Origin of the sequence: Mesorhizobium sp. M7A.F.Ca.US.002.01.1.1, assembly GCF_004022955.1 — a bacterium.
GTDB lineage: Bacteria > Pseudomonadota > Alphaproteobacteria > Rhizobiales > Rhizobiaceae > Mesorhizobium > Mesorhizobium ciceri.
In genome coordinates this window covers 1-26013 of sequence record NZ_RZQE01000032.1, presented here as the reverse complement: position 1 = coordinate 26013, position 26013 = coordinate 1, and the positions used below count along the sequence as shown (strand labels likewise).

The 26013-nt window shown below is 64.3% G+C and carries 23 protein-coding genes; 14 read left to right on the top strand and 9 right to left on the bottom strand.

Annotated features, from left to right (window positions below):
• The 6 genes from EN932_RS06175 to EN932_RS06150 form a co-directional block, all read left to right on the top strand.
• A partial coding sequence (locus EN932_RS06175) for a sarcosine oxidase subunit delta (protein WP_206618915.1) occupies nt 1-151 on the top strand: 151 nt, incomplete at its 5' end.
• Nucleotides 148-3144 carry a sarcosine oxidase subunit alpha gene (locus EN932_RS06170; protein ID WP_128368766.1) on the top strand — a complete coding sequence of 999 codons (2997 nt, stop codon included), beginning with the start codon at nt 148-150 and terminating at the stop codon, nt 3142-3144. The genes EN932_RS06175 and EN932_RS06170, both read left to right, overlap by 4 nt.
• Nucleotides 3137-3721 carry a sarcosine oxidase subunit gamma gene (locus tag EN932_RS06165; RefSeq protein ID WP_127388358.1) on the top strand — a complete coding sequence of 195 codons (585 nt, stop codon included), beginning with the start codon at nt 3137-3139 and terminating at the stop codon, nt 3719-3721. The genes EN932_RS06170 and EN932_RS06165 overlap by 8 nt, the downstream gene beginning before the upstream one ends.
• A 60-nt stretch (nt 3722-3781) precedes the next feature.
• Complete coding sequence (locus tag EN932_RS06160) at nt 3782-4012, top strand: hypothetical protein (protein ID WP_024502775.1); 231 nt, start codon at nt 3782-3784, stop codon at nt 4010-4012.
• Between the two features lie 77 nt (nt 4013-4089).
• Nucleotides 4090-4875, top strand: coding sequence for a ThuA domain-containing protein (locus EN932_RS06155; RefSeq protein ID WP_127384933.1), 786 nt, complete (start codon nt 4090-4092; stop codon nt 4873-4875).
• A gap of 69 nt (nt 4876-4944) precedes the next feature.
• Complete coding sequence (locus EN932_RS06150) at nt 4945-5994, top strand: Gfo/Idh/MocA family oxidoreductase (protein WP_128368765.1); 1050 nt, start codon at nt 4945-4947, stop codon at nt 5992-5994.
• Between the two features lie 42 nt (nt 5995-6036).
• On the opposite strand, the gene EN932_RS06145 is transcribed toward EN932_RS06150, so the two are convergent.
• The 5 genes from EN932_RS06145 to EN932_RS06120 all read right to left on the bottom strand — a co-directional run bounded on the left by EN932_RS06145 (nt 6037) and on the right by EN932_RS06120 (nt 9670).
• A complete protein-coding gene (locus EN932_RS06145) occupies nt 6037-6285 on the bottom strand; it encodes a DUF680 domain-containing protein (protein WP_013529664.1) in 249 nt (82 codons plus the stop codon).
• A gap of 206 nt (nt 6286-6491) precedes the next feature.
• The gene (locus tag EN932_RS06140; protein ID WP_013529665.1) at nt 6492-7136 is read right to left on the bottom strand and encodes a TetR/AcrR family transcriptional regulator; all 645 of its coding nucleotides are present in this window, start codon (nt 7134-7136) and stop codon (nt 6492-6494) included.
• A gap of 165 nt (nt 7137-7301) precedes the next feature.
• Complete coding sequence (locus tag EN932_RS06130; RefSeq protein ID WP_063168970.1) at nt 7302-8333, bottom strand: phosphotransferase family protein; 1032 nt, start codon at nt 8331-8333, stop codon at nt 7302-7304.
• Entirely contained in the window at nt 8330-8815 is a 486-nt protein-coding gene (locus tag EN932_RS06125) for a MaoC family dehydratase (protein WP_263484965.1), read from the bottom strand. The genes EN932_RS06130 and EN932_RS06125 overlap by 4 nt, the downstream gene beginning before the upstream one ends.
• Before the next feature lie 39 nt (nt 8816-8854).
• The gene (locus tag EN932_RS06120) at nt 8855-9670 is read right to left on the bottom strand and encodes an SDR family oxidoreductase (RefSeq protein WP_127368717.1); all 816 of its coding nucleotides are present in this window, start codon (nt 9668-9670) and stop codon (nt 8855-8857) included.
• 113 nt (nt 9671-9783) lie between these two features.
• Between EN932_RS06120 and EN932_RS06115 the strand changes: the two genes are divergently transcribed.
• Nucleotides 9784-11025, top strand: a complete 1242-nt coding sequence (locus EN932_RS06115) for an acyl-CoA dehydrogenase family protein (protein WP_127368718.1) — start codon at nt 9784-9786, stop codon at nt 11023-11025.
• A gap of 53 nt (nt 11026-11078) precedes the next feature.
• Complete coding sequence (locus tag EN932_RS06110) at nt 11079-12116, top strand: zinc-binding dehydrogenase (RefSeq protein WP_127368719.1); 1038 nt, start codon at nt 11079-11081, stop codon at nt 12114-12116.
• On the opposite strand, the gene EN932_RS06105 is transcribed toward EN932_RS06110, so the two are convergent.
• A complete protein-coding gene (locus tag EN932_RS06105; protein ID WP_245483260.1) occupies nt 12103-13263 on the bottom strand; it encodes a LuxR family transcriptional regulator in 1161 nt (386 codons plus the stop codon). The two genes, EN932_RS06110 and EN932_RS06105, sit on opposite strands and share 14 nt — an antisense overlap.
• 310 nt (nt 13264-13573) lie before the next feature.
• On the opposite strand from EN932_RS06105, the gene EN932_RS06100 reads away from it, so the two are divergent.
• The 6 genes from EN932_RS06100 (at nt 13574) to EN932_RS06075 (ending at nt 20815) form a co-directional block, all read left to right on the top strand.
• A complete protein-coding gene (locus EN932_RS06100) occupies nt 13574-15646 on the top strand; it encodes a hypothetical protein (protein WP_127368721.1) in 2073 nt (690 codons plus the stop codon).
• Nucleotides 15643-17259 carry an autotransporter domain-containing protein gene (locus tag EN932_RS06095; RefSeq protein ID WP_245483259.1) on the top strand — a complete coding sequence of 539 codons (1617 nt, stop codon included), beginning with the start codon at nt 15643-15645 and terminating at the stop codon, nt 17257-17259. The genes EN932_RS06100 and EN932_RS06095 overlap by 4 nt, the downstream gene beginning before the upstream one ends.
• Nucleotides 17260-17456: 197 nt before the next feature.
• The gene (locus EN932_RS06090) at nt 17457-18620 is read left to right on the top strand and encodes a glycosyltransferase 87 family protein (protein WP_127370048.1); all 1164 of its coding nucleotides are present in this window, start codon (nt 17457-17459) and stop codon (nt 18618-18620) included.
• Nucleotides 18613-19602: a glycosyltransferase family 2 protein gene (locus EN932_RS06085; RefSeq protein ID WP_064995601.1), complete on the top strand. Its 990-nt coding sequence runs from the start codon at nt 18613-18615 to the stop codon at nt 19600-19602. The genes EN932_RS06090 and EN932_RS06085 overlap by 8 nt, the downstream gene beginning before the upstream one ends.
• Complete coding sequence (locus tag EN932_RS06080) at nt 19599-20408, top strand: ChbG/HpnK family deacetylase (RefSeq protein WP_127368872.1); 810 nt, start codon at nt 19599-19601, stop codon at nt 20406-20408. The genes EN932_RS06085 and EN932_RS06080 overlap by 4 nt, the downstream gene beginning before the upstream one ends.
• Nucleotides 20405-20815: a GtrA family protein gene (locus EN932_RS06075; RefSeq protein ID WP_013529676.1), complete on the top strand. Its 411-nt coding sequence runs from the start codon at nt 20405-20407 to the stop codon at nt 20813-20815. Before EN932_RS06080 ends, EN932_RS06075 begins: the two co-directional genes overlap by 4 nt.
• Nucleotides 20816-20879: 64 nt before the next feature.
• On the opposite strand, the gene EN932_RS06070 is transcribed toward EN932_RS06075, so the two are convergent.
• From EN932_RS06070 to EN932_RS06060, 3 genes are all read right to left on the bottom strand, one after another.
• Entirely contained in the window at nt 20880-24011 is a 3132-nt protein-coding gene (locus tag EN932_RS06070) for an efflux RND transporter permease subunit (RefSeq protein ID WP_127368873.1), read from the bottom strand.
• Complete coding sequence (locus EN932_RS06065) at nt 24008-25168, bottom strand: efflux RND transporter periplasmic adaptor subunit (protein WP_127368874.1); 1161 nt, start codon at nt 25166-25168, stop codon at nt 24008-24010. The genes EN932_RS06070 and EN932_RS06065 overlap by 4 nt, the downstream gene beginning before the upstream one ends.
• Before the next feature lie 193 nt (nt 25169-25361).
• Nucleotides 25362-26013 (bottom strand): MurR/RpiR family transcriptional regulator (locus tag EN932_RS06060; protein WP_164890435.1); only part of this gene is annotated, 652 nt, incomplete at its 5' end.

Genomic DNA, 26013 nt, shown 5'->3' with positions numbered 1-26013 from the left:
CCCCAAGGGCATCATCTATGAGCGGTGGCGGCACATGCATGGCTGCGCGCGTTTCTTCAACGCCGTGCGCGACACCGTCACCGACAGGTTCGTCATGACCTACAAGGCCGGCGAACCCAAACCCTCCAAGCTGCCAGGAGTTGGCAAATGAGCGGCGCGTCGTACCGCATTTCCGGCGCCGGCCGCTTCAGCCAAGCCAAGACCGCGCGTTTCAGCTTCGATGGCCAGTCCTATGCCGGCATCGAGGGCGACACGCTGGCCTCGGCGCTGCTCGCCAATGGCGTCCATCTGGTCGGCCGTTCGTTCAAGTACCACCGTCCGCGCGGCATCCTGTCGGCGGGCGCCGAGGAGCCGAACGCGCTGGTCGAAATCAGGCGCGACGCGGCACGCAAGACGCCGAACGTGCGCGCGACTGTGCAGGAGCTTTATGACGGGCTCGAGGCGCAGTCGCAGAACCGCTGGCCGTCGCTGTCCTTCGACGTCGGTGCGGTCAACGACATCGCGTCGCCGATGTTTTCGGCCGGCTTCTACTACAAGACCTTCATGTGGCCGAAGGCGGCATGGAAGAGCCTGTACGAGCCAAAGATCCGCGCCGCGGCCGGGCTTGGCGTTTCCCCGGACCAGCCCGATCCCGACCATTATTCGTCACGCTACGCGCATTGCGACGTGCTGGTGCTGGGCGGCGGTGCGGCGGGCATCGCTGCGGCATTGGCAGCGGCGGAGACCGGCGTGCGCGTCATCCTCGCCGACGAGCAGGCCGAGTTCGGCGGCAGCCTGCGTTTCGAGAGCGGCGCGAAAATCGACGGCCAGGACGGTTTTGCCTGGGCGCAAGCTGCGGTGGCGAAACTCACTGCGATGGACAATGTCCGCGTGCTCCCGCGCACGACGGCGTTCGGTTATTACGCGCAGAATTTCGTCGGCCTGGTCGAGCGTGTCAGCGATCATCTGAAGGCTCCCGGCCACGATCTGGCGCGCGAGCGGCTGTGGCAGGTCAGGGCCAAGCGCGTGGTGCTGGCCTCGGGCGCCATCGAGCGCCACATGGTGTTTGCCGACAACGACCGGCCGGGCATCATGCTGGCGGGCGCGGCGCGCACCTATCTCAACCACTATGGCGTCGCGGTCGGCAGGAATGTCGGCGTCTACACCGCCAATGACTCTGCCTATGCGGCGGCGATCGACCTGAAGAAGGCCGGCGTCAACGTGGCGGCGATCGTCGATCTGCGCGACAATCCGACCGGACCGGTGATCGACGAGGCGAGGGCGCTCGGCATCGAGGTCAATTTCGGCCGCGCGGTGATCCGCGCCGGCGGCAAGCTGCGCGTTTCCTCGATGACGGTGCAGCCGAAGAATGGCGGCGGCGAACGCACCATTCCAGTCGACGCGATCCTGATGTCGGCCGGCTGGACGCCGTCGGTGCATCTGTTCTCGCAGTCGCGCGGCAAGGTCGCCTTCAACGACGAGACCAAGCGCTTCGTGCCGGGCACCTATGCGCAGGACTGCGTCTCGGTCGGTGCCTGCAACGGCACCGATGGACTTTCTGCAACAATCGACGAGGCCTATGCGGCGGGCGCCAAGGCGGCCAAGGATGCCGGCGCCAAAACCGCCAAGGGTACCAAGCCGAAGGTCGACGCCTCGGAGAGCTGGTCGCGTGGCATGCTGGGCGCGGCCCCCGGCGCCGGGCCGGACACCACGGTCAAGGCGTTCGTCGACTTCCAGAACGACGTCACCGCCAAGGATATCCGCCAGGCGGTGCATGAAGGCATGCGCTCGATCGAGCACGTCAAGCGCTTCACCACCAACGGCATGGCCACCGACCAGGGCAAGACCTCCAACATGCACGGCCTGGCGATTGCCGCCGAGATGCTGGGCAAGCCAATCCCGGAAGTCGGCCTGACCACGTTCCGGGCGCCGTACACGCCGGTGACCTTCGGCGCGATCGTCAGCCATGCGCGTGGGCCGCTGTTCGACCCGACGCGCAAAACGGCGATCCATCGCTGGGCCGAGGCGCAAGGGGCCGTGTTCGAGGATGTCGGCCAGTGGAAGCGCGCCTGGTATTTCCCCAAGGCGGGCGAGGACATGCATGCTGCTGTCGACCGCGAATGCGTCGCCGTGCGCAAGACGGCAGGCCTGTTCGACGCCTCGACGCTGGGCAAGATCGAAGTGGACGGTCCTGACGCGGCGAAATTCATGGAGTTGCTCTACACCAACCCATGGGAGAAGCTGGAGCCCGGCCGCTGCCGCTACGGCATCATGCTGCGCGAGGACGGTTTCATCTATGATGACGGCGTCGTCGGCAGGCTGGCGCCCGACCGTTTCCATGTGACGACGACGACCGGCGGCGCGCCGCGTGTCATGAACCACATGGAGGACTATCTCCAGACCGAGTTCCCGCATCTCAATGTCTGGCTGACCTCGATCACCGAACAATGGGCTGTCATCGCCGTGCAGGGACCAAAATCCCGCGACATCATCGCGTCGCTGGTCGAAGGCATCGACATGTCGGACGAGGCGCTGCCGCATATGTCGGTGCGCGAAGGCAAGATCTGCGGCGTGCCGACGAGGTTGTTCCGCATGTCGTTCACCGGCGAGCGGGGCTTCGAGGTCAACGTGCCTGCCGACTACGGCCAGGCGGTCTGGGAAGCGCTGTGGGCCGAAGGCCAGAAGCATGGCGCGGCGGCCTACGGCACCGAGGCGATGCACGTGCTGCGCGCCGAAAAGGGCTACATCATCGTCGGCCAGGACACTGACGGCACGGTGACGCCGAACGATGCCGGTCTCGACTGGGCGGTCGGCAAGAAGAAGACCGATTTCGTCGGCATCCGCGGCCTGACTCGGCCGGACCTTGTCGCCAAGGGCCGCAAGCAGCTGGTGGGCCTCAAGACCAAAGATCCCAAGGTGGTGCTCGAAGAAGGCGCGCAGATCGTCGAGGATCCGAAGCAGGCGATCCCGATGAAGATGATCGGCCATGTCACTTCGAGCTACTGGTCGGAAAATTGCGGCCGCTCGATCGCGCTGGCGCTGGTCGCCGGCGGCCGCGACCGGATGGGCGAGACCCTCTACGTGCCGATGCCGAACGGGGTGATCGAAGTGGAGGTTACCAGCATGGTGTTCTTCGACGAGACGGGAGGGCGCCTCAATGGCTAAGGCCGCTGCAAGAAAGACGACGCCGGCTGCATCGCCTTCGGTGGAACGCCGTCCGGCGCTGGCTGGACGCAGCACCACTGCTGCCGGCGCCAAGGTCGAGGTCTTGCCGCCGGCCGAGCGGATTTCATTGCGTGCGCCGGAGGCGTCGGTCGCGGCGCTTTCGAAGGCGCTCGGCGTGACCTTGCCGAAAAAGCCGAAGACATCCGCCTCGAAGGCCGGACGTATCGCCTTGTGGCTCGGCCCCGACGAATGGCTCGTCATCGACGAGACCGGCAACGATCCGCTCGCCGATTGCGCCGGGGTTGCCGCGTTGCATTCGGCGGTCGGCGTCTCGCATCGCAACATCGCGATATCAGTGACGGGCGCCGGGGCAGCGGCGACGATCAATGCGGGCTGTCCGCAGGATCTGTCGCTCGACGCCTTCCCGGTGGGCGCGGCGTCGCGCACCATTCTGGGCAAGACCGAGATCGTGCTGTTGCGCACAGCCGCCGATGCCTTCCGGGTCGAATGCTGGCGTTCCTTCTCGGACTATGTCTTTACTTTCCTGTCCGAGGGATCGCGCGACGCGGCGGTCTGAACTCGGAACGTTTTGCAGGGCACGCTCGTTCTGCATCCGCACGCCGAGGGAGAAATGCCGATGCCGTCGAATTCCGCGCCGAAGTCGCCGGTCAAAAAGACATCGGCCGTCCGCTCGCTCGAACATGAGCGACATGAAGCCCCGAGCGCCGAAGAGGAACTCGAGGAAGGCCTTGAAGACACGTTCCCGGCCAGCGATCCGGTATCCATTACCGGAACCGCCATCCCCGGCGCACCGGCGAAACCGGGCAAGGCCAAGACCGTGCCGGGGCGCAAGAAGCGCAAGACCTAGTATTCCATCGGGCCAGATCGCATCGGACCTTCTCAATCTCCTTGGGCGTGCTATTTAAAGCGCTTTGGGAGATGAAAATGCCGACAAAAGCGATCGTTTGGGGCGAGAACGTCCACGAGCAGACCAATGAAGCCGTGCGCGAACTCTATCCCTTGGGGATGCACGGCACCATCGCCGCCGCGCTCAACCAGGACAAGGGCATCGAGGCGGCCACCGCCACCTTGCAGGAGCCCGAGCACGGCCTGAGCGAAAAGCGCCTGGCGGCCACCGACGTGCTTTTGTGGTGGGGCCACGCGGCGCATGGCGAGGTCAAGGACGAGATCGTCGAGCGGGTGCAGAAGCGGGTGTGGGAAGGGATGGGCCTGATCGTGCTCCATTCCGGTCACTACTCAAAGATCTTCAAGCGGCTGATGGGCACGCCCTGTTCGCTGAAATGGCGCGAGGCGGGCGAGCGCGAGCGCGTCTGGGCGATCAACCGCGGCCACCCGATCGCGCAAGGCATCGGCGAGTGCCTGGAGATCGGCGAGACCGAAATGTATGGCGAGCCGTTCGCGGTGCCGGAGCCGCTGGAGACGGTGTTCGTCTCCTGGTACGAGGGCGGCGAGGTGTTCCGGTCCGGGCTGACCTACCAGCGCGGCGCGGGACGGATCTTCTACTTCTCGCCCGGCCACGAGACCTATCCGATCTATCACAATCAGGGCGTGCAGCAGGTGCTGCGCAACGCCGTCCATTGGGCGCACAACCCGGCGCCGGCATGGTCCGGCATCACCAATGCGCCGAACGTGCCGACGGATGCGGCCAAGGAGAAGATCGTGCAGAAGGGGCTGCGCCTGCATGCCGATGGCGACAAGGGCCTGAGCTGATTGGGGCGGCCTGAGCTGATCGGGCCTGAGTTGCCCAAGGCGTGAGTTGATTTTGGGGGCTTGGGGCTAATGCATCGAATTCTTCTGCTCGGCACCGGCGGTATCGCCGGGCATCATGTCGAGGAGTTTGCCGGGATTCCCGGCTGCAGCATCGTCGCCTGTGTCGACCAGTTGCCCGGTCGCGCTGCGGCGTTCGCCGCGGCCAGCAAGATCGGCGATTCTTTCGAGAGCCTGGAGGCGGCGATCGCCTGGGGCCAGTTCGATGCCGCCATCAACGCGACGCCGGATGGTGCGCATAGGGCGACGACGCTGGCGCTGCTCGGCGTGGGAAAACATGTGTTTTGCGAAAAGCCGCTGGCGCCGAACTGCGCCGACGCGTTTGATATGTCGCAAGCGGCCGAGGCTGCCGGGGTGATCAACATGGTCAACCTCACCTATCGCAACTCACCGGCGATCCACGAGGCGCGGCGCATGGTTCAGGCCGGCGAGATCGGCGCGTTGCGCCATGTCGAGGCGAGCTACCGGCAAAGCTGGCTGGTCAGCAAATCATGGGGTGACTGGCGGGTCGAGGACAAATGGCTGTGGCGCTTGTCCAGCCGGCACGGCTCGACCGGCGTGCTGGGCGATGTCGGCATCCATATCCTGGATTTCGCCACCTATGGCGCCGGCCAGGATATCGTCAGCCTGCATGCCGATCTGGTGACGTTTCCGAAGGCCGAGGGCGAGCGCATCGGCGACTATGTGCTGGACGCCAATGACAGCGTGGCAATGACGGCGCGGCTCGATTGCGGCGCGCTTGCCACGATCGTGGCGAGCCGCTACATGACCGGTCACGCCAACGATTTGTCGCTGGCCCTGCACGGCACCCAGGGCGCTATCAAGGTCGAGACCGACGGCAAGGCATCGAGCCTGTCGGCCTGCCTCGGCGGGGATGTCGATCTTCAGCGCTGGCGGACTTTGGATCTGCCCAGTGTCAAGCGCAATGCGCGACGCTTTGCCGATGCGCTGGATGCAGGCCGGAATGGCGATCCGTCGTTCCGGCGCGCCGCCGACATGCAGAAGCTGATCGACGCAGCCTTTGAGAGTTCAGCGGCGAAGCTGCCGATTTCGGTCGCTTGAAGCTGGCCGGCTTGTGCCGGCCAGACGTGATCTTTGCTGATATCAGAATGCGCTCGGCACAATCCACGGATTGATGCTGATGCCGAGCCGCGGGCCCTTGCCTTCAGCGGTGTTTTCCGTGGCACCCTTCTTCTCGACCGAACCGGTCGAAGCGCAATCGAGCTTCAGATTGGTCTTGGTGTCAACGCAGGCCGCCACCGGCGCATGCTTGACCGGATGGGTGGTGTTGGCGGCGAAAGCCGAGCCCGAAAGTGCCAGCACGGCGGCGAGGGTGAGGAGTGTCTTTTTCATTGTCAGTCTCCGGTTTCCGGGTCGAATTCAATTCGTACCGACGGGTGAATTTTTCTCGTACATGTACGATAGACTGTACATATACGCCGTCGATTGGGAATTCAAGGGAAAACCGTACGCGTACGATAAATTTTTCGTTAACCAAGAAATCCCCCCAGGGTCTGGCTGGGGCGGAGAGAAAATATGGAAATGAAAGGGAACGGCGTTCAGCAGTTGACCGGTGTCTCGGTCAATGGCGGGACGTTTTGCGTGCTGAGCGTGGCGAGCGTGAAATCGCACATCCGCTTCACGAAGGCCTGCGGGTCGCCGAAGGGGTAGAATGGAAAGGTGATGAGCAGCGAGATCGTGCCGTGGCCGACCGCCCACAGCATGGTGGCGATGGCGCGCGGATCGCCCTGCAATTTTCCGGCGGCAACGCAGGCCTCGACCCGGCTGATCAGCGCCTTCATCGCCGGGTTGCTCTCTTCCATGTCGTCGTAGCTCCTGCCTTCCGGCAGCTTGGTCTTTTCGGTCATGAATACGGTGCGGTATTCGTTGGGATTGCCGAGCCCGAAGGCGGCATATTCCGTCATCACCGCCTGCAAGGCTGCGATCGGATCATCGGACGGATGCTCCTCGATGCGGCGAGCAAGCGTCTCGAATGCGTCCTCGGCCAGAGCGAACAGGATGTCCTGCTTGTCGGCGAAGTAGGAATAAACGGACATCGGGGCGTAGCCGACCCGCTTGGCCAGCTTGCGGATGGTCAGGCCCTCATAGCCCTCTTCCTGGACAAGCTTATGCGCGGCCTCGAGCAATTCGGAGCGCAGTTCTGCTTTTTGTTTCTCGCGGCGTGTCTGGACGCTCTGCGGCAAGATCTGGTGCCTTCGGTTGGGTTGGTGGCTGGCTAAATTATATACGCTGTACGGAAACGGACAAGGGCACGGGAAGTTCCCAAACGGTATGCTTCGGATCGTGCCGACGCTTGTCGTAATTTGGCAGCCCCGTGATCAGCACCGTTCCTCTCTCGAAATGGCCCATCACGCCTCCCTGTCGATCAGTTCTGCGGCAAGACACGAAAGCAGTTTCACCGCCTCGCCATAGGTTTTCGCCTTCTCGGGATTGGAGGCGTTGCCGTCCAGCGCCCGCTTGAAGACGCCCTGGCAGATGGCAGCCAGCCGGAAGAAGGAAAAGGCGAGGAAGAACGTCCAGTTGCCGATACCGGTGAGCCCGCGCCGCCGGCAGTAGGCGGCGACGTAGTCCTCTTCGGAAGGCAGGCCGAGTGCGGAACGATCGATACCGCCCAGGCCGCGAAAGCCGGAAGCGTGCGGCAGCCGCCATTGCATGCATTGATAGGCGATATCGGCGAAGGGGTGGCCTGATGTCGAAAGTTCCCAGTCGAGCACTGCCAGAACCGTTGGCCGGTCCGGCGCGAAGATCAGATTGTCCAGCCGGTAGTCGCCATGGACCAGTGAGATCCGGCCGTCATCTACGGGCATATGCGTTTCCAACCAGGCAATCAGCCGGTCCATGTCGGCGACGGTGCCGGTTTCCGAGGCACGGTACTGGCTCGTCCAGCGCGCCAGTTGGCGCTCGAAATAATTGCCCGGCCGGCCGAAATCGCCGAGCCCCACAGTCTCGACATCGACCTCGTGCAGGGCGGCGAGGGTGTCGTTCATGGCATCGTAGATGGCGGCGCGTTCATCATTGTCGCCAGCCTCCGGCAGGGCCGGATCCCAGAAAATGCGGCCGTCGAGGAAATCCATCACGTAGAACATGCGGCCGATGGGCGAGCCTTCCGCCGACAGGTGCAGCATGGCAGGCACAGGCACGGCGGTGCCGGCAAGCGCGCTCATCACCCTGAATTCGCGGTCGACCTGGTGCGCCGATTTCAGCAATTGCCCCGGCGGCTTGGCGCGCAGCACGTAACGGCCGCTTGCCGCCGTCAAAAGGTAGGTCGGGTTCGATTGGCCGGATTTGAACTTCTCGACTGCAGCAAGCCCGGAAAAGCCCGGTATGTTCGCCTCGAGGTAAGGCGCAAGCGCTGCCTGGTCGAGAACGGGATCACTCATGCCGTCTCGGGCTGGCGTTCGATCAAGGTCAGCGTCAGCCAGCGCGCGGTCAGTGCCGGCTTCTTCGAACCCTCGATCTCGATCGTCACGTCATGCGCGGTCTGCACCCAGCCCGACGGCCTGACCTTGACGTCGGCCAGCACGAAACGGGTGCGGATGCGCGCGCCGGTTTTCACCGGCGCCAGGAAGCGCAGCGAATCGAAGCCGTGGTTGACGCCCATCTTGCCGTTTTCCAGCGGCGGCATGGTCTCGAAGGTCATCGCCGACAACAGCGACAGCGACAGGAAGCCGTGCGCGATGGTGCCGCCGAACGGCGTTTCACGCATCGCCCGCTCCGGATCGCAGTGGATGAACTGATGGTCGTCCGTGGCGTCGGCGAACTGATCGATCATGCGTTGCGTGACCACCCGCCACGGCGACACGCCGACCTCCTTGCCGACACTGGCCAGAAGCACATCGAGACTGATCGGTTCCACGCTCATGTCCTCCAGTTCACCCCCGGCTTCTGTGGCCGGAAAATGTCATTCCTTGAACAAGGTCAGCCCATGCTGCACCGACTGTCCGCCGTCGATCGGCAGGATGGCGCCAGTGACATAGCTGCCTGCACGGCTGCACAAATAGAGCGTTGCGCCGGCAATGTCATCCGGTGCGCCGATACGGCCGATCGGAACATGGCTGCCGACGTGCCTGGCCTGCTCATCCGTACCGGTGGCGAATGCCGTCATCCGGCTCTGGAAGGGGCCGGGGGCAAAGGCGTTGACGGTGATGCGGCGGGCGGCGAACTCGATCGCCAGTGTGCGCGTCAGATGATGAACCGCAGCCTTCGAGGCGGTGTAGGAATAGGCGTCGTCGGCCAGCGGCTGCGTGCCCATTACCGAACCGAGGTTGATCACCCTGGCCGGATCGGCGTCGCTGGCGGCGGCATCGAGCAGCGGCAGCAATTCGCGCGTCAGGTGGAAGACCGCGGTGACGTTGACGCCAAACACCTTGGCCCATGCCGAATAGGGGAAGCTTTCCAGCGGCGCGCCCCAGGAGACGCCGGCGTTGTTAACCAGAATGTTCAGCCGTTCGGTGCGCGATTTGACCTCGGCGACGAGTGCGGCGATGCCGGCTTCGCTGGAAACGTCGCCGACGAAGCCGTCGGCCCGGCCCGGTGCACCAAGCTGGTTCAACTCTTCGGCGACCTTGATACAATCCTCGCCCTTGCGCGACGCGATCATCACGCTGGCGCCGGCCCTGACCAGCGCGGTCGCCGCCATGCGGCCGATGCCGGTCGCCGCACCCGTCACCAGCGCGGTCTTGCCGGCCACCGAAAACAGTTCGTCCAGATAGCTCATCACAATTCTCCGCGCTCGGCATGCGGGCAAACAGTTCGTTGACAAGGCTATCCGAAGTACGGTCATCCTTGCCACTGACAAAATGCCTGGCGTGTATGAAGGGTTAGCGACCGATGACGGAGATGAATCTCGGCATGACCGAGCGGCTGAAGCCAATCCAGGCGCGCGTCGCGGCCATGGTGCGCGACGAGATCATGCCGCTCGACCATGAATTCCTCAGCGAAGTGGGCAAGGCAGGCAACCGCTGGGTCTACAGTGCGCGTCAGAGCGAGATCCTCGAAGGGCTGAAGAAGACCGCAAGAGAGCGCGGCCTGTGGAATTTCTGGCTGACCGGCTCGGAACGCGGCTATGGCCTTTCCACCGTCGAATACGCCTATCTGGCCGAAGAGATGGGCAAGGCGCATCTCGGCGCCGAGACCTTCAACTGCTCGGCGCCCGACACCGGCAACATGGAGGTGCTGGAGCGATACGGCTCGGCCGACCACAAGAAAGCATGGCTGGAACCGCTGCTCGACGGCAAGATCCGCTCGGCCTATCTGATGACCGAGCCGGATGTCGCTTCATCCGATGCCACCAACATTGCCATGCGCTGTGAACGCCACGGCGGCGACTATGTGCTCAATGGCGAGAAATGGTGGGCTTCGGGCGCCGGCGATCCGCGCTGCGCCATCTACATCGTCATGGTCAGGACCGGGGGCGATGACGAGCCGCAGCACCGCCGCCATTCGATGATCCTGGTGCCATCAGACACCAAAGGCGTGACCAAGGTGCGGGCCATGCAGGTCTATGGCGATGACGACGCGCCGCATGGCCACATGCATCTTCGCTTCGACAATGTGCGCGTACCGGCGTCGAACCTGATCCTCGGCGAGGGCAGGGGGTTCGAGATCGCGCAAGGGCGGCTCGGTCCCGGCCGCATCCACCACTGCATGCGCGCCATCGGACAGGCCGAGATGGCGCTCGAGATGCTGTGCCAGCGGTCCGTGCGCCGCGAGGCATTCGGCCAGAAGCTGGCAAAGCTCGGCGCCAATTTCGACATCATCGCCGAATGCCGCATGGAGATCGAGATGGCGCGGCTGCTCTGCCTCAAGGCGGCGTGGATGATCGACCAGGGCGATGCGCGGGCCGCTGCTCCCTGGATCAGCCAGATCAAGGTGATCGCACCGCGCGTCGCGCTCAAGGTCACCGACGAGGCGGTGCAGATGTTCGGCGCGCAAGGCATCAGCCAGGACACACCGCTGGCGCGGTCGTGGACGCATCTGCGGACCTTGCGCCTTGCCGACGGGCCGGACGCCGTGCATCGCCGTCAGGTGGCGCGGACGGAGTTGAGGAAATACACGCAGGAGAAGGTCTGAGCGCCGGCATCGTCATGCGGGCGCGACCCGAGGCTCGAGCGAGGAGTGTTCCGATGACCGTCCCATCCGAAATGAAGGCGCTGCTGCTTGTCGGCGATGGCTACACCAGGAGGCCGAGCGGCAGTGTGCTGGAGGCGATGGAGCCCTATCTCGAGCCGGGCAGCATCGCGGTGCCGACACCAGGCCCCAGCCAGGTGCTGATCAAGGTCAGCCTCGCCTCGATCAATCCGTCCGATGTCGCCTTCGTCAAGGGCCAGTACGGCCAGCCGCGTGCCAAGGGCCAGCCGGCCGGCTTCGAGGGTGTCGGCATTGTCGTCGCCAGCGGGGACGAGCCCTATCCCAAAAGCCTGATCGGCAAGCGCGTGGCCTTTGCCACCGGCGTCACCAACTGGGGCTCGTGGGCTGACTATGCCGTCGCCGAGGCGGCTGCCTGTATCCCGCTGCTCGACACCGTTCGCGACGAGGACGGTGCGGCGATGATCGTCAACCCGCTCACGGCGCTCGCCATGTTCGACATCGTCAAGGAGGAAGGCGAGAAGGCCTTCGTCATGACCGCCGGCGCCAGCCAGCTCTGCAAGCTGATCATCGGCCTGGCCAGCGAAGAGGGTTTCCGGCCGATCGTCACCGTGCGCCGCGACGACCAGATCGCGGCTCTGAATGCGCTTGGCGCGGCGCACGTGCTCAATGAAAGGGCGACGGATTTCAAGGCGGCGCTGCGCGAGGTGATGAAGGCCGAACAGCCGCGCATCTTCCTTGACGCGGTAACCGGGCCGCTTGCCTCCGCCATCTTCGACGTCATGCCGAAGCGGTCGCGCTGGATCATCTATGGGCGGCTCGATCCCGAAGCCACCGTTATCCGCGAGCCCGGCCAACTGATCTTCCAGCACAAGCATATCGAAGGGTTTTGGCTGAGCGAGTGGATGCGCCAGTTCCGCGACCGTCGCGGCCCGGCGATCCTGGAGGCGCAGAAGCGTTTTTCCGATGGGCGCTGGTCGACCGACGTGACGGCGGTGGTGCCGCTTGCCGAAGCAATGGCGCGGCTGCCAGCCGAACTGGCCAAGCCCAACGGCAAGGTGTTCATCCGGCCTTGAAGCGTGGAGAGACACTATCGCCCGCTGAGCGGTTCCGTGCTTTTGAGCAGTGCGACAAGCTCGCTTTGCTGGCGGTTTCGGTCTTGGCAAAGATCCGTTCGAGATAGCCGCGACCGGTTTTCACGGTAATCCTGGAACTCGCTGTAGCCTCTTTCAGCGACAGGCCTGACGCCAATGCCGTGGCGAGCCGGGCTTCGGCCAATGTCAAGCCGAACAGGCCGCGGATATGCGTCTCGAAGCTGTCCGGAATGCGCCCGGCGACTTCGGTGACCATGATCACCGCGCAGCGCTCCGATGCCAGGCCATAGGCGCGGGCATCGACGAATGGCGCGACGGAGAGCACCAGCCGTGTCCCACCGGATCGCTGGCGATCCGACGGGACACGCAGTGTCCCACCGGTCCCTTGCAGCACACCTTCCCGCAACGCACAGGCATCCGCGACCAGCCGCTGAAGCTCTCGCGCGTCCGTGGAACCGGAAACAACGATGGCGCCGTCCTTCAGCGCCAGCGGACTGTCGGGCCGCGATAGCATCGCTTCGGCAGCCTCATTCATTTGCGCTATATGCCGGTTGGCGTTGACCAGGAACACCCCGAAGGGCAGGTGCGAAAAGGCCGATGCCAGCGCCGAGACGTTCCCCAGGCGCCTGCCGATCTGCCCCGCGCGCAGCACATGCGGCACGATTTTCCGCAACAGCTCGACGTCGCTGGGGCCGAATGCTTCCTGTCTGGAGCCGCGATGGATGTCGAGTATCCAGTGTGCGTCGTTGGCGGACAGCAAGTTACAGACCAGCCCGTGATGCATGTCGCGCGGCCTCAGCCAGTCTTGCCAGAGGTCGCGGCTGCGGAACGCTGTCTCCTCGTCCGACGCTGGCCAATGACCCACCGCACCGAGCGGGATGGAAGCCAATGTGCGAGCCACCGGATCGCCGAGGAAGGCTTCGATGCCCATTGGCGAACTGAGTTCCGGATCCGGGTTGGATGCAATCGCGCCAAGCGCCTCCGGGCCGAAGCGCACGATGCAGGAGCGAGAGCCGCCAAACAGGTCACGCAGGCCGGCTATGGCATCGAACCAGCGGTGCTGATCGTAGGCTGCTTCGTAAATTTGGCCGACCACGACGGCTACCGCTTCTACGCTGACGTCCGCCATTGGGTGTTGCGATCTTTCAGATGCCCACAGTTTCGTAAACAAGACTAACATACGGAAGCTCTCGCGCAAGTTGCGCTGCCGCCGGAGCGGTTTGCTCTTCCCCGGTCGGTCTCGCGGGCTCTGAAAGTCGCCTGCTGTCGGCAAACCACCTGTGGCAATCCGGTAACATTCATCCCAAGAAAGCGTGTACCCCGGTCATCTGACGGCTGTGAAAGGCGGCCGCATTCGATCAGCCCTTGGCAGGAAACACCGATATTCGCTTCGGCCTCCTGTTGAAGGCGACCAGTCGGGATTTGCGCAAGGGCGGGACATGAATCTCAGCAATCGAAATCACCGATATCGCAACCGCTTGCTGGTCAGCACGGCGATAGCCGGGGCAACACTGCTCGGCTTTGGCCAGAGCGCCGAGGCCGCCTGCGTGCCTGTAGTATCACCCAACTATGTCTGCTCCGGCGCCAACACGACCGGCCAGCTCGTCCCCACCACGGTCGGCTTGCCGTTGGATCTCGGCGATTTCATCGCCCTTGCTCTTGCTCCGGCCAACCCTTCCGTCACCACCGATCCCGGGTTCAGCGTCACCACCAGCGATCCCTACGCTCTCGGCATATTGGGCAGCGGCGCGGTCAGCTACACCGATGCCAATGCCTCGCCACTGACCTCGACGACCGGCATCGGCCTTGGCGTCGTGTCCCTGGTTCCGCAGGCCGCGGACCCGTATTACGGACCAAACCCGGGCGGCGCGGTCGCCATCGACACCAGCGGCGCCGTGACCGGCGCTTTGATCGGCCTTGCCGCCATCAACACCGGCGACGGCGCGACCACCGTCAAGGCTACGGGCGACGTCACGGCGACAGGTGCCAACAGCTATGGTCTCTTCGCCTATTCGCAGGGCTCGGTCGCCACCGTCACCACCGGAATGGTGAGCGGCAAAAAGAGCGCCATCTATGCCGTCAATCAGGGTACGACGGCCGATCTCAGCATAGCGGCCAATGGCGATGTCATTGGCGGAACGCTCTACGGCATCTATGCGATCAATGGTGGGCGACAGTTCGATGTCGTCAACACGATCTTGAACGGCACGGTAACCTTTGTTTCTGGCCCGCCTGCAAGTGCTGGCAAAGACCTGACGGTGACGGCCAACGGCAAGGTCGACAGCGGCAACACCGGCATCTTTGTCGAGAACTATGGCACCGGCGCCACAAGCATCACAACCAAGGGCGCGGTGACCGCGGCAGGTCTTTACGGTATCTATGCCTTCAGCGGTGGAACAGACCTGACGATCGACGCCGTTGCGGTCAGTGGCGTCGTCTATGGCATTTATGCCGACAACAAGGGCACCGGCAGCACCAGCATAACGGCGAAGGCCGCGGTGACCGGGACAAACGATACCGGCATCTACGCGTTCAACGACGATACGACGACGGCCGGCCTGACGGTCGACGCGATGGCGGTCAGCGGTGGCAAATACGGCATCCATGCGGAGAACAGGGGCGCCGGCGCAACCAGTGTTACCGCCAAGGGTGCCGTGACCGGAACCGATCGCGTCGGCATCATTGCCGTCAACGCTGCTCTCACGTTCAATCCGGACGGCACGTTTGCCGGCGTGGCAAACACGAACGCCACGGATCTGACCGTCGACGTCATCGCGGTAAGCGGCGGCAAGACCGGCATCTATGCCCTGAACACCGGAACCGGCGCCACCAGCATTACGGCGGCGGGCGCCGTGACCGGGACAGACGATTTCGGCATCAATGCGGTCAACAGCAGCACGGCGACGGGCTTGACGGTGAATGCAACGGCGGTCAGCGGTGGCGGCACCGGCATCTATGCAAGGAACTACGGCACCGGCGCCACCAGCATCACGGCGACCGGTTCAGTGATCGGGACAGACGGCGACGGCATCAACGCGCACAACGACAGCACCGCGAAAGACCTGACGGTCGACGCCATGTCGGTCAGCGGCGACGTCATGGGCATCGATGTCATCAACTATGGAACCGGCGCCACCCGGGTCAAGGCGACGGGCACAGTGACCGGCACAACCAATTTCGGCATCTACGCCATCAACGGCTCCTTGACGACGGGAGGCCTGAAGGTTGACGCCGCGGCGGTCAGCGGCAGCATTTACGGCATCTATACGGAGAACAGCGGCGGGGCCACCACCAGCATCACGGCGACAGGCACGGTCGAAGGCGCCAACGCCGCGATCATTGCGCAGTCGAGCGTCGCACAGGCGATCAGCATCAGCCTTTCCGGCGCCACGCGCAACAGCGCGCAGACGGCCACGGCCCTGGCCGTCTTGACCGTCGGTGGCTCAACGGCCCTCACCAATGACGGCACGCTGACCGGCCGGTCGACCTTCGTGGTCTGGACGATATGGTGACCAACAACGCCATTTGGACAACCGGCGGGACCAGCCTGTTCGGCGCCGGCAATGACAGCGTCATCAACGGTGCCGGCGCAATGCTGACCACAGCCAGCAATGGCGGGATGATCGAAGCCACGACCTTCGACGGGCTTGAGCAGCTGACCAGCTCCGGCCGGCTGACCATGCAGGATGGCGGCGCCGGCGACCGCACGGAGCTTGCCGGCACCGTGACGCTGGCGGCCGGCTCGACCTACGCCATCGACGTCAACGCCGCGCTTCAGTCGGATCTCCTTCACACCACCGGTGCCGCGACCATCACCGGCTCGACCCTGGCGGTGACGGCGCAAGGTTTTTCCGTCGGCCGCTATACCCTGCTGACCGCCGATAGCGGACTGAACGGCCAGTTCGCCGCGATGACTGGCGTCACCAGTACCGCGTTCCTGACGGTGACGGACGACTATGACAGCAACAACGCCTATCTCGACGTGACCAAGGTTCATGCTTTCGCCGATGCCGGGCTGACGCCCAACCAGATCGCCACCGGCGAAGGGCTGGACAGCCTGACGGGTGGGGCTGTGTTCAATGCCGTTGCCAATCTCGCCACCGACGCTGAAGCCCAGGCAGCCTTCGATCAGCTCTCGGGCGAAATCCATGCCTCGGCCAAGGGCATGCTGGTCGAGGACAGCCGCTTCGTCCGCGACGCCGCGACCAGCCGCATCCGTTCTGCCTTCCGCGATGTTGGCGCGGCCCCATTGCCCGTCATGGCCTATGGCGAAGGCGGCCCCGAAATGGTTGCCGCCGACACCGACCGCTTTGCCGTCTGGGGCCAGGCTTTTGGGTCCTGGGGCAATACCGACTCCGATGGCAACGCCGCCGCCTTCGATCGTTCGACCGGCGGCCTGCTGGCGGGTGCCGATACATCGGTTGGCAACTGGCGCGTCGGCCTGCTCGGTGGCTACAGCCATTCGAGCTTCGATGCCGACGACCGAAACTCCTCGGGCAAGGCCGACAGCTATCACCTTGGCCTCTATGGTGGCACCAACTGGGGCGCCATCGCCTTCCGTACCGGTGCTGCCTATAGCTGGAGCAGCCTTTCGACCAAACGCTCCGTCGCCTTCAACGGCTTCACGGATGGATTGTCTGCCGACTATGATGCCGGCACCGCGCAGATCTTCGGCGAACTTGCCTACAAGGCCGATGCCGGACAATTCAAGTTCGAACCCTTCGCCAATCTCGCCTATGTCAGCGTCCACACCGACGGCTTCACCGAAACCGGCGGTGCTACGGCCCTGACCAGTATCGGTACGTCCACCGACGCCACCTTCACCACGCTCGGCCTGCGCGGTTCCTCGGACTTCGCGTTCGGCGGCATGAACGTCACCGCACGCGGCATGCTCGGCTGGCGTCATGCTTTCGACGATGTCACGCCGACCTCGACCTTCGCCTTCGCCGGCGGCGATCAATTCACCATCGCCGGCATGCCGATCGCCAGGGACAGCGCCGTCATCGAAGCTGGGCTCGACTTCAACATGTCGGCCAACGCGACGCTTGGCCTGTCCTACACCGGCCAATTCGGCGGCGGCACGGTCGACCAGGGCGCCAAGGTCGATCTTGCCGTGAAGTTCTGACGACTCCGGGATTGCCGAAAAAGGACGGCAGCCCCGACGGGCGTGGGATCGACAATGACGCCGCTATCGGTTTGTAGCGGTGGTTCCGCGCCTGTTAATCCCCCTATGCCACGCCACTTCGTCCGTGATATGCCGCCGCCATCGAATGCCGGGACAGGCTGGACTGATCCAGTTCCGGGATTGTGTGGAGCGCCTTGATGACGATTTCCAAGCCGGTTTTCGACCGTTTGGGGTTTGGCCTGTGGATCGGAGCGTTCCTGGTCGTTCTTGCCCTGGTCCTGTGGTCACCGCACACGCGGACGGTATGGCAGGCCTATATCGACGGCAGCGTGGCGCTTCAGGCCGGTCTGCCGCTCTACGACACCCAGTCCGAGATGGGGTATCTCTACGCGCCGGCCTTTGCCGCGCTCTACACTCCAATAGTCAAGCTTGGTCCGCATCTGGGCGGCTTGGTTTGGCATTCCATTGGCTTTGCGGTGCTGACCTACGCCGCGATGCGGCAGGTGCGCAAGCTCGGCGGCGGCGAACTGGCATGGCTGCTTTCTTTCGGTCTTTTCCTCGCTTTGCCGATGGCGGTGGGGGCGATCCGCAACGGCCAGGCAACGATCCTTTTGACCGGCGCTTGCTGGCTTCTCACCCTGTCGGCGCTGGAAGGGCGGCGGGCGGAGACGTTCTTCTGGGCTTCGCTTGCCATCATCGCCAAGCCGACCGCGATCATAATGCTGTTGTTGGTAGGAGCCCTTCGGCTCCGGTTGATACCGGTGCTGGTGCTGGCGCTGCTGTTCGTGCTGGCACTGCCTTACGCTTTTGCTCCCGCCGGCTATCTCAACGATCAGTATCGTGTCTTCATCCAGATGCTGACCTCCATGGCCGTCGACAACACCAGCCATTTCGTGCCCACCGATTTCACGGCACCGTTCACCACGATAGGACTGCCAATACCGGAATTCGGCGCAACGATCGTGCGCATGGTCATGGCCCTGTTTACGCTTTCTGCCGTCATCTGGTTCGACCGCAGGCTCGAACAGGGAAAGGCGGCGCTGGCGATCTTCCTGACAGCCACTTTCTACATGTGCGTCTTCAACCCGCGCGTCGAGCCAAACACCTTTGCCATGATCGCGGTACCAGCCGGTCTTGCCATCGCCCTGTTGTGGCGTGAAGAACGGGGCGGCGTCCTTGCCTCGGTGCTGTCGACGACGCTGTTCGTGACCGGGTTGAGCGGCGTCGAGCGCCATGTGCACGATTTCCTCTTCCCCTGGTTCCGGCCGGTCGCCGTCACTTTCATCGCCGGTTCGCTGATCTGGTGGTTCTGGGCCAAGGCACGGGAAAAGGTGGTGAATGCGGGAGTCGCGAATGGTTGAGTTGCGGCCGAGCCTCGATATTGTCGCACCGTTCTTCAACGAGGCGGCATCGGCATCGGCCTTCGCGTGCCTCCTGGGCGAGCTCGAAGTGGCCGTGGCACAACGCTTCGGCATGACCGTACACAAGATCCTCGTCGATGACGGCAGTCGTGACGATGGCGCCGTGCGGTTTTCGCAAGCGCTGACGGGGTCGTGGGAGATCGTGCGCCTCAGCCGCAATTTCGGCAAGGAAGTCGCGGTGCTCGCCGGCCTCGACCAGTCGCGCGGCGACATGGTGCTGATCATGGACGCCGACCTCCAGCATTCCCTGGACATCAGCCTGAAGCTGATCGCCGAGCTGGTGGACCATCCGGACATCGACGTCGTCTATGCGCAGAACGACCGCCGCGAGGCGAGCTGGCGGCGCAGCCAGCTTGCACGGCTTTTCTACAGCCTGATCAACTCGAGCCAGCGTTTCGATATTCCCGAAAATGCCGGCGACTTTCGCGTCATGCGCGGCGCCGTGGCGCGCGCGCTGACCAGCCTGCGCGACAAGCGGCGCTTCAACAAGGGCCTGTTTGCCTGGGCCGGCTTTCGCCAGAAGGCGTTGCCCTATTCGCCGGAAGGCCGCGCCAGCGGCACGTCGAAATGGAGCCGGCTCAACCTGATCGCCTTCTCGCTCGAAGGTTTTACTTCCTTTTCCGTCATTCCCTTGCGTCTCATCAGCCTCAGCGGGCTGCTCGCGGCGTTGGCCGGTGCGCTCTATGGCGCCAAGGTGCTCTTCGAGGTGATCTTCTACGGCATTGCCGTTCCGGGCTACCCCAGCCTGCTGGTTGCCGTCGTCCTGCTCGGCGGCCTCAACCTGACCTTGCTTGGCCTGATCGGTGAATACGTCTGGGTCACGCTCAGCGAGAGCAAGGATCGCCCGGTCTATCTCGTGCGCGACGTCGTGCGCAGCGTGGCCCCCGCCGATCGGCCGGAGCCGGGCACTTCGAACAGATGACGCGGCGCATCCGCCTGATCGCCGACGATTACGGCCTGGCGCCCGGCGTTTCCGCCGCGATTCTCGACCTGCTCGATCGCGGGAGGCTGACCGGCACCAGCTGCATGACCGGGTTTCCGGAATGGGAAGCGGAGGCAGCGCGCATAAAACCGCTGTGCGGCCGGGCCGCGGTCGGGCTGCATCTCACCTTGACCGACCAGTTGGCCATTACCGGCCGGTCGAGCCTGGCGCCGGAAGGCCGGCTGCCACCGCTCCGCGCACTGGCCTTGCCTGTTCTGCGCGGCCGCATCGGCGAGCGCCATGTTCATGCCGAGCTTGACGCCCAGTACAGCCGCTTCGTCGAGGCGCTTGGCCGCCGCCCCGATTTCGTCGACGGGCATCAGCATGTGCATTTCCTTCCCGTCGTGCGCACATGGCTGCGCGCGCGGTTTCCAGAAGGCGCCGACAGGCCGGCCCTACGCGGCGGCCCGGCGCTGGCCGCAGGGTCGAAGGTCGCCGCGATTGCCGCGCTCGCTGCCGGGTTCAACCGTTCGATGCAGCGCGCCGGCTTCATCGTTTTCCAGCCGCTCGCCGGCATCTATGACTGGCGGCAGCCCGAAAAGTTCACTGCGGTTCTGCAGGCCGCCGTCGAAGGGTTGCCGGAACAAGGGCTGTTCATGTGCCATCCCGGCCATGTCGACGAGACGCTGCGCGCGCGCGACACGATGCAAGGTGTGCGCGAGGTCGAATTCGCGGCCCTGGCATCGGACGCGTTCGGAGCCAGCCTGGCCCGCGCCAATGTCGCAATCATGGATGGCAGGGGATGAACGACGCCGAGCGGCCCCCGCGTTCGACCGGCAACAAGATCGTCCGCTTTGCCATTGTCGGACTGGCCAACACAGCCATCGACCTTGCCAGCTTCTTCCTGCTGCTCAAGCTCGGTGCTTCGCCGCTGCCGGCCAACGTTGCTGCCTGGTTCATCGCCGTCACCTTTTCCTTCGCGGCGAACGGCTTCTGGTCGTTCGAGCGCAATCGAGCCATCCGGCTGCGTGACGCATTCCTTCGCTTCGCCTCGCTTGGAGGGCTAATTTCGCTCGGCGTCTCCAGCCTCTCCATCGCGCTGTTTGCCGGCATCGCCGGAGTGTGGCCGGCAAAGATCGCCGGTGTCGTGGTGGCGGCGGTGCTGAATTTCCTCGCCGCGCGCTGGTCGATCGAAGGCCGGTTCTTGAGATAGGCGGAACTATTTTTCTTACGAAATTCCGGACGGAAAACCGCTACACACTTTTCCCTGGATTTCTTTACTCCGCCGGTTCCACATTGGTGTAGGCGGCTTCCTCCAACTCGCGCTTCAGTCGCGCTTCCTCATGGGTCTTCGGCGTGACGAAGCGGCCAAGCAGGAGATAGGCGACCGGCGTCAGGAACAGTGTCGAGACGGTGGCCAGCCCCAGGCCGCCGACGATGACCCAGCCGAGCGCGACGCGCGCCTCGGCACCGGCGCCGCTCGCCAGCACCAGCGGCAAGCCGCCGAGCACGGTGCAGATCATCGTCATCATCACCGGCCGCACGCGGATGATCGAGGCCTGCTCGATCGCTTCGCGCACGCCAAGCCCGCGATCGCGCAGCTGGTTGGCGAATTCGACGATCAGGATGCCGTTCTTGGCCATGACGCCAACCAAAAGCACCAGGCCGATCTGGCTGTAGGCATTGAGACTGGTGCCCGAGAGCAGAAGCGCGAAAATCGCGCAGGCCAGTCCGAGCGGCACCGTCGCCATGATGATGACGGCACTGACGAAACTTTCGAACTGGGCGGCCAGCACCAGGAGGATGATGACCAGCGCGAAGCCGAAAATGGTGATCATGGCGCTGTTGGTTTCGCCCAGCGTCGCCGCCTCGGCCAGCGGCAAGATGCGGCTGCCTGGCGGCAGCAGCGGCGTGGCGATCTCCTCGGCGCGGGTGAGCGCGTCGCCAAGTGCGAAGTCGCCACTGAGGTTGGAGGTGATGGCCACCGAGGGCTGCTGCTGTTCGCGCGACAGTGATGGCGGTACGGCACGTTCGGTCAGCGTGGCGATGGTCGACATCGGCACGAAACGTCCGTCTGATGTTTTCAGGAAGATGTTTTCCAGATCCGTCGGATCGTTGATCGGATTGGTGGTCGAGACCAGCTTCACGCCGTAGCTGCGGTCGGCGATGTAGACGTCGACGACATCGTTGCCGTCGAGCATGGCCTGCAAGGTGTTGGCCAGTCCCGATATGTCGATGCCGAGGTCGGAGGCGCGCTCGCGGTCGATGGCCACGGCGAGCTGCGGTTGCGTCGGGTCGATCGACAGGCGCGGTGTCTGGAAGCGCGCGTCCTTCTGCATCTCGGCGATGATCTTCACGGCTGCGTCGCCGAGCGCCTTGCGGTCGTTGCCGACCAGCGCGAACTGCAGGCCGTTGCCGGCGCCACGGATGCCGAGGCTGTTGGGCTGTACCGGGAAGATGCGCACGCTCGGAACCTGCCTGGTCAACTGGCTGATCTCGGCCATGATCTCCTGCTGGCTGCGGCTGCGCTCGTTCCACGGCGCCAACGTCATCACCATGAAGCCGGAATTGTAGGAGCCGTTCTGGCCGGCATTCTCGAAGGTCGAGCGGATCTCGCCGGAATCGCGCATCGGCTGGATCAGTCTCTCGATCTTCTGCATCTGCTGCGTCGTATAGTCGAGGCTGACGCCTTGCGGGGCGCTGATGCGCAGAAGCACGGCGGCGCGGTCCTCGGTCGGCGTCAGCTCCTGGCGGATGGTGCCGAACAGCGTGAAGGCGGTGCCGGCAAACAGCACCGCGACCAGAAGCACGATCCATGGCGCGTCGAGGCAGGCGTGTAGGCCGCGCTTGTAGGCCGTACTGAGCGCGCCGCCGATGCGGGCGCCGATGCCATGGCCCCCTTCGTGGTGGAGCGATGCGCTGGTCAGCATGCGCGAGGCGAGCATCGGGCACAGCGTCAGCGCCACAACGCAGGACAATAGCACCGACATGGCAAGCACGAAGCCGAATTCGCGGAACAGGCCGCCGGTCTGGCCGGGCAGGAACGAAATCGGCACGAAGACGGCGACCAGCGTCAAGGTGGTGGCAATGACGGCGAAAAACACTTCCTGCGCGCCAAGCACGGCGGCGGCGCGGGGCCCCATGCCTTCATTGCGTCGTCGCACGATGTTTTCGAGCACGACGATGGCGTCGTCGACGACCAGTCCCGTCGCCAGCACCAGAGCGAGCAGGGTCAGGATGTTGACCGAGAAGCCGGCCAGATAGATGGCAGCGATGGTGCCGATCATGGCGACGGGCATCGACAGGCCGGGGATCAGCGTCGCGCGCCAGTCGAGGAGAAACACATAGATGACGATCAGCACCATAGTCACGGACAGGCCGAGTGCGATCTCGACCTCGTGCACCGCGCCCTTGACGAAGACGGCGTCGTCGCTGGTGATCTTGATCGACATGCCCTTGGGCAGGTTTTCCTGCAGCTTGGCGACGGCGGCCTGGACACCGGTCGAGATGTCCAGCGTGTTCGATTCCGCCTGGCGGATGATGCCGATGCCGATGCCGGTCTTGCCGTCCGAGCGCAGCGTGGTCTGGCCGACGTCGGGACCGAGCGTGACGGTGGCGACGTCGCGGATGCGCGTCGTGCCGCCGACAATGATGTTTTCGAACTCTTCCGGCGTGGTCACGTCGGCAGTCGTGCGGACGATCAGGTCCTGGTTGGTCGTGGTGATCGAACCGGCAGGGGAATCGAAAGCGACCGAGGCAAGGGCGGCCCTGAGATCGGCAACCGTGAAGCCGAGGCTGGCCAGCTTGTTCTGGTCGACATCGATGCGAAAGATCTTGTCGCGGTCGCCATAGACCTGGACGTCTGCAACGCCGGGCACGGCGGCAAGCTCGTCCTCGATCTGGTCCTGGACCACCACGGTCATGTCCTGGATCGACATGTTGTCCGAGGTCACCGCCAGTCGCATCACCGCGTCGGAATTGGCGTCGGCCTTGACGATGCGCGGCGGATCGGCGGTGTCGGGCATCTGATTGGCGACGCGGCCGACAGCATCACGCACGTCCGAGGCGGCGACATTCAGATCGACGCCGTCGTTGAACTCGATGGTGACGCGGCTCGAGCCGAACGAGGAAGACGACGAGATCGACTTGACGCCTGAGACGCGGGCGACGGCGCCCTCGATCGTGTCGGTCAGTTCGCGGTCGACGGTCTCGGCCGCCGCGCCCTCGAAGGTGGTGGAAACAGTGACGACCGCGCGGTCGACATCAGGCAGTTCGCGGATCTCGACGCCGTAGAAAGCGGCCAGGCCGGCGACCGCGATCAGCGTGTTGAGCACGAAGGCCATGACCGGCCTGCGGATGAACAGGGCGGTGAAGCCGGTCTCGCTGGCGGTGTTGATGGTTCCGGTCATGAGCCTGCGGCGGCGTCCGCGGCGCGCTGCTCTTCGCCGGCAAGGCGAACCGCGCCGCCCTCGCTGACGCTCTGGGTGCCTTCTGTGACCACCATGTCGCCATTGTCGATCTCGGCGTCGATCAGCACGGTCTCGGTGTTGCGCTGGATGATGCGCACCGGGACCCGCCTGGCCTTGCCATCCTCGATCTGCCAGACATAGGCGCCGTCCGACCCCCACAGGATCGCCAGCGGGCTGACGGCCGGATAGGTTTGCCCCGGAAATTTCATGGTGATGCCGAACGACATGCCGGCGCGCAGCGAATCGGCCGGGTTGGCGATCTTGGCCTTGACCAGCAGGGTGCGGCTCTTTTCATCGATGTGGTTGTCGATGGCCGAAACGGTGCCGCTATAGGCGTTGCTGGGATTGGCGATCGGCGTCGCCGTCAATTGCGCACCGACCTTGACGGCGGCGGCGAAGCGCTCGGGTACCAGGAAATCGACCAGGATCGAGGACCGGTCGTCGAGCGTGGCGATGGCCGACTGGTTGGTGACGTAATTGCCGGCCGAGATCGGCAGGATGCCGACGGTGCCGGCGATCGGCGCCAGGATCGACCGGCGCTGCAGTGCAAGTTCCGCGTCCTGAAGCGCCAGCTTGGCGCCCGCCAGCACCACCTCGGCGTCAGCCACGGCTACCGGGGTCGCGGCATTGGAGGCACGCAGCGACTTGACGCGGTCGAGCTTGGACTGAGCATCCTGCAAGGCGAGCTTGGCACGGTCCTGAGAGATCACTTCGGTCTCGGAATCGAGGGTGGCGAGGATCTGTCCCTTTTCGACATGGCTGCCGGATTCGACCAGCAGTTCGGCGAGGCGGCCGGAGCTGTAAGGATTGACGGTCACCGAGGCGTTGGCACGGCCGGTGCCGATCGCCTGCAGGCGGTCGTTGATAACAGCCGAAGTGGCCGCCAAGGCGACCACGTTCACCCGCTGGTTGCCGTTGCGGCCGTTTGCCTGCCTCGCGTTGGCGGCACCGGTTTCAGCCGGGGGCGTTGCCGCGTAAGCCCAGTCGATGCCCCAACGTGCCAGCACGTCCGGTGCGCCGGGATAAAAGCGCAGCCAGGCGGCTGCCGCCACCACCAGCATCACGAATGCAAAAAGTATCTGTTTCCAGGCGGCCATCAGCACTCCGGTTGGTGAAACAATCCTTCCGTCTACCGGTTTCCCGAAATGAAGCAGACGCAGCGAGGCTATTGTAAGGCAAAGAAGCCGTCTCGATATCGCGTCTTTATGACAATTCTCCGGGGGCTGCGCATATTAAATATATGTAACGTTTGAGAAAATATGCGTAACGCTTCGGATCATCGCATATGCACTAACGCAGACTTTCCATCTCGCGAATGCGTTTGGCGCCTTCTGCTTCCAGTTGCCTGGTGACGGCGCCGATCAGCGTTTCGGCGACGACGAAAAGGGCCGCCGATGAATCCCATGCCGACGGCACCGCGGTTCGTCCGGCGATGACATGGCGAGCAAGGCGGGCGATCGGCGACAGCCACTGGTCGGTGAACAGCACGATCTGCACGCCACGCTGATGCGCCTTCTCGGCGAAGCGGAGGAGGCTGTCCTGGTAGCGCCTGATGTCGAAGATGACCAGCACGTCGCGCTTGCCCATGTCGATCAGCCGGTCACGCCACATGCTTTCCTGCCCGGCGAGGTGAAAGACATCCGGCTGGATGATGGCGAGGTGGGCGGCCATGTAGCGCGCCAGCGGATCGGTGAAGCGGCCGCCGATCAGGAAGGTCTTGCCGCGCCGGTCCGCTAGCCGGGCGGCGATGTCGGCAAGCTGCTTGTCGGACAGGTGCCTGAATGTCTCGCGCATATTGTCGAGCGTCGCTTCCAGCATCGGCGACACGGTCCCGCCGCCGGGCGAGGGCGGATTGAGCGTCCTTGTCGCCGGCGATTGCAGTTGCGCCGCCAGTTCGTCCTGCAGGCTCGACTGGAACTCCGGATAGTTCTGAAAGCCCAAC

Bases quoted from the DNA above. Each gene is read 5' to 3' on its own strand.
- EN932_RS06170 (WP_128368766.1), top strand. From the start codon at position 148: ATGAGCGGCGCGTCGTACCGCATTTCCGGCGCCGGCCGCTTCAGCCAA.
- EN932_RS06165 (WP_127388358.1), top strand. From the start codon at position 3,137: ATGGCTAAGGCCGCTGCAAGAAAGACGACGCCGGCTGCATCGCCTTCG.
- EN932_RS06160 (WP_024502775.1), top strand. From the start codon at position 3,782: ATGCCGTCGAATTCCGCGCCGAAGTCGCCGGTCAAAAAGACATCGGCC.
- EN932_RS06155 (WP_127384933.1), top strand. From the start codon at position 4,090: ATGCCGACAAAAGCGATCGTTTGGGGCGAGAACGTCCACGAGCAGACC.
- EN932_RS06150 (WP_128368765.1), top strand. From the start codon at position 4,945: ATGCATCGAATTCTTCTGCTCGGCACCGGCGGTATCGCCGGGCATCAT.
- EN932_RS06145 (WP_013529664.1), bottom strand. From the start codon at position 6,285: ATGAAAAAGACACTCCTCACCCTCGCCGCCGTGCTGGCACTTTCGGGC.
- EN932_RS06130 (WP_063168970.1), bottom strand. From the start codon at position 8,333: ATGAGTGATCCCGTTCTCGACCAGGCAGCGCTTGCGCCTTACCTCGAG.
- EN932_RS06125 (WP_263484965.1), bottom strand. From the start codon at position 8,815: ATGAGCGTGGAACCGATCAGTCTCGATGTGCTTCTGGCCAGTGTCGGC.
- EN932_RS06120 (WP_127368717.1), bottom strand. From the start codon at position 9,670: ATGAGCTATCTGGACGAACTGTTTTCGGTGGCCGGCAAGACCGCGCTG.
- EN932_RS06115 (WP_127368718.1), top strand. From the start codon at position 9,784: ATGACGGAGATGAATCTCGGCATGACCGAGCGGCTGAAGCCAATCCAG.
- EN932_RS06110 (WP_127368719.1), top strand. From the start codon at position 11,079: ATGACCGTCCCATCCGAAATGAAGGCGCTGCTGCTTGTCGGCGATGGC.
- EN932_RS06105 (WP_245483260.1), bottom strand. From the start codon at position 13,263: ATGGCGGACGTCAGCGTAGAAGCGGTAGCCGTCGTGGTCGGCCAAATT.
- EN932_RS06100 (WP_127368721.1), top strand. From the start codon at position 13,574: ATGAATCTCAGCAATCGAAATCACCGATATCGCAACCGCTTGCTGGTC.
- EN932_RS06090 (WP_127370048.1), top strand. From the start codon at position 17,457: ATGACGATTTCCAAGCCGGTTTTCGACCGTTTGGGGTTTGGCCTGTGG.
- EN932_RS06085 (WP_064995601.1), top strand. From the start codon at position 18,613: ATGGTTGAGTTGCGGCCGAGCCTCGATATTGTCGCACCGTTCTTCAAC.
- EN932_RS06080 (WP_127368872.1), top strand. From the start codon at position 19,599: ATGACGCGGCGCATCCGCCTGATCGCCGACGATTACGGCCTGGCGCCC.
- EN932_RS06075 (WP_013529676.1), top strand. From the start codon at position 20,405: ATGAACGACGCCGAGCGGCCCCCGCGTTCGACCGGCAACAAGATCGTC.
- EN932_RS06070 (WP_127368873.1), bottom strand. From the start codon at position 24,011: ATGACCGGAACCATCAACACCGCCAGCGAGACCGGCTTCACCGCCCTG.
- EN932_RS06065 (WP_127368874.1), bottom strand. From the start codon at position 25,168: ATGGCCGCCTGGAAACAGATACTTTTTGCATTCGTGATGCTGGTGGTG.